Origin of the sequence: Mesorhizobium sp. M7A.F.Ca.US.005.03.2.1 (assembly GCF_003997795.1) — a bacterium.
GTDB lineage: Bacteria > Pseudomonadota > Alphaproteobacteria > Rhizobiales > Rhizobiaceae > Mesorhizobium > Mesorhizobium ciceri.
On record NZ_RZRP01001025.1, the window covers coordinates 1 to 1991 of the forward strand.

At 64.6% G+C, this 1991-nt stretch carries 3 protein-coding genes; 1 reads left to right on the plus strand and 2 read right to left on the minus strand.

Going from position 1 to position 1991, the window contains the following annotated elements:
* On the minus strand, positions 1-182 hold a 182-nt coding region (locus EN991_RS34070; protein ID WP_281058839.1), incomplete at its 3' end, for a MaoC/PaaZ C-terminal domain-containing protein.
* 151 nt (positions 183-333) lie between these two features.
* Between EN991_RS34070 and EN991_RS34075 the strand changes: the two genes are divergently transcribed.
* Entirely contained in the window at positions 334-1458 is a 1125-nt protein-coding gene (locus tag EN991_RS34075; protein WP_063167881.1) for a DUF2336 domain-containing protein, read from the plus strand.
* Here the strand turns inward: EN991_RS34075 and EN991_RS34080 are convergent.
* Positions 1455-1991, minus strand: a 537-nt coding sequence (locus EN991_RS34080; RefSeq protein WP_206519306.1) for an FUSC family protein, incomplete at its 5' end; no start/stop codon positions are given. The genes EN991_RS34075 and EN991_RS34080 overlap by 4 nt on opposite strands.

Below are 1991 nucleotides of genomic sequence, written 5' to 3' on the forward strand. Positions count from 1 at the left end.
AGCGAATTGACCAGCGGCTTGCCCCATTCGCTCTTGGCGGCGAAATCGAAGTCGATGTGCAGCGGCTGCGGGTTCAGCGTCATCACCGAAAACAGCATGTTGTCGCTTTCGGTAACGGTCTTGCGCAGCGTGTGCTGGAAGACATGGCCGACGACGAACTCTTCGAGATAAAGTCCGGCCATTTCTTTCTCCTCAGGTGCTTGACGGTTGATAGGCGCTGCAAATCAGCCTCGCAAGCCAGTTAATGAACATGGTGAACGGTTCGTAAACCAATTCTGCCTACGGTCGTCAGTGGGGTCGGAACCTTCCGGCAAGGGGCGTAAGCAGGCGGGCATGGTTGTTGTTTCGCATTTCCTGAAATGGATCTACACGGCCAAGGTGTCGGAGCGCGCCGCGGCGGCGAGCGCTCTGGCCCGAGCCTACATCAATTCCGAATTGCCCTTCGAGGACCGCTGCGCCGCAGAGGCGGCGCTGACACTGTTGCTCGACGATGCCTCGTCAAAGGTGCGGCTGGCGATGGCCGAGGCGCTGTCGATGAGCCAACACGCGCCAATGCAGATCATCAGCGTGCTGGCCTCCGACCAGCCGGAAGTCGCCGGCGTGGTGCTGGCGCGCTCGCCGCTGCTCACCGACGCCGACCTGATCAACCGCGTGGCTTCGAGTCCGAAGGCGACGCAAAAACTGATCGCAGACCGGCCGCTCGTCTCGATGGCGCTGTCAGCGGCCATCGCCGAGATCGGCGAGGCGGACGCCTGCGCCGTGCTGCTCGCCAACAGCGGCGCCGACATCGCCTCGCTCAGCTTCCGCCGCATGGCCGAACGGCATGGGCACCTGCCGCTGGTGCGCGAGGCGCTGATATCGGATGTCAGGCTGCCGGCCGACTGCCGGCATATGCTGCTCGTCAAGCTTGGCGAAATGCTGAAAACGTCGCCACTGGTGATGGCGATGATGGGCGCGGCGCGAGCCGACCGCGTCATGCGCGACGCCTGCGTCAAGGCTTCGGTGACGCTGATCGAAGGCACGCGCACGGAAGAACATGCGGCCCTGATCGAGCATCTCAGGCTGCGTGGCGACCTCACCGCGAGCTTCCTCATCCGCACCATCGCGCATGGCAAGGTCGATTTCTTCGGCTCGGCACTGGTTGCGCTCAGCCAGCAGTCCGAACAACGTGTGAGGGCGCTGCTGGCCGGCGGGCACGACGTGGCCTTGCAGGCATTGTTCCGCAGCGCCGGGCTCGCCGGCGCCACGCACGCCATCATCCTGCGTGCGCTGAAGATCTGGCGCGAGGTCGCCAACGGCAAGCGCGTCGCCGGTGTGCAGGAGGTAAGCTGGCTGATGCTCAAGGAAGTGGGCGGTCAATCCGCCGAGGGTGATCTCGCCGCCTTGGTCAAGTCGATCCATCTCGACGCGCTGCGCGAAAACGCACGCGGCCACGCGCTGGCGATAGCGGCCGCCTAGCCTTTATCCCTGGCGAAAAAATCCGGAAAATCCTCCATCGCGGCGGCGATGATGCGCAGCGATGCCGCGATCTGCAGCAATTCCCCGGTACCGTTTCGCTGGGCAATACCAGCCGCATATTGCCGGGCGACGGTGACGGTGGATGTCTGCGGATCGCCGGGGGCGCGGAAGAGCAGTTCGCGCGCCAGCCCTCTCAGGAAGTTGGCGATCGAAAGCGCGGTCTCGGATGGGATGGCATGGCTTTGGCTCGCATCGCGCAGCCGAAGGACCTCCAGGCCGACGGTGACGGCGGCGACGCCGCCGCCCAGAACCGCATCGCCTTTCTGACCGGCATTCTGCACCAGCGGCATCAATTGGTTGATGCGGTCGTAGGCGAGGCTCTCGAAGGCCGACCGCCTCGGCACCCGCTCATGCAGGCAAAGCCGCGCCAGATCCTCACGCATGGCGCGCACGATGCGGTTGGCCGCGAGCCATGGATCGGCCGGCAGCACGACGATGAAGACACCGATCGCCAGCAGGATGCCGACCAGGAT

Coding starts and splice junctions, on each gene's coding strand:
- EN991_RS34075 (WP_063167881.1), top strand. CDS start 334: ATGGTTGTTGTTTCGCATTTCCTGAAATGGATCTACACGGCCAAGGTG.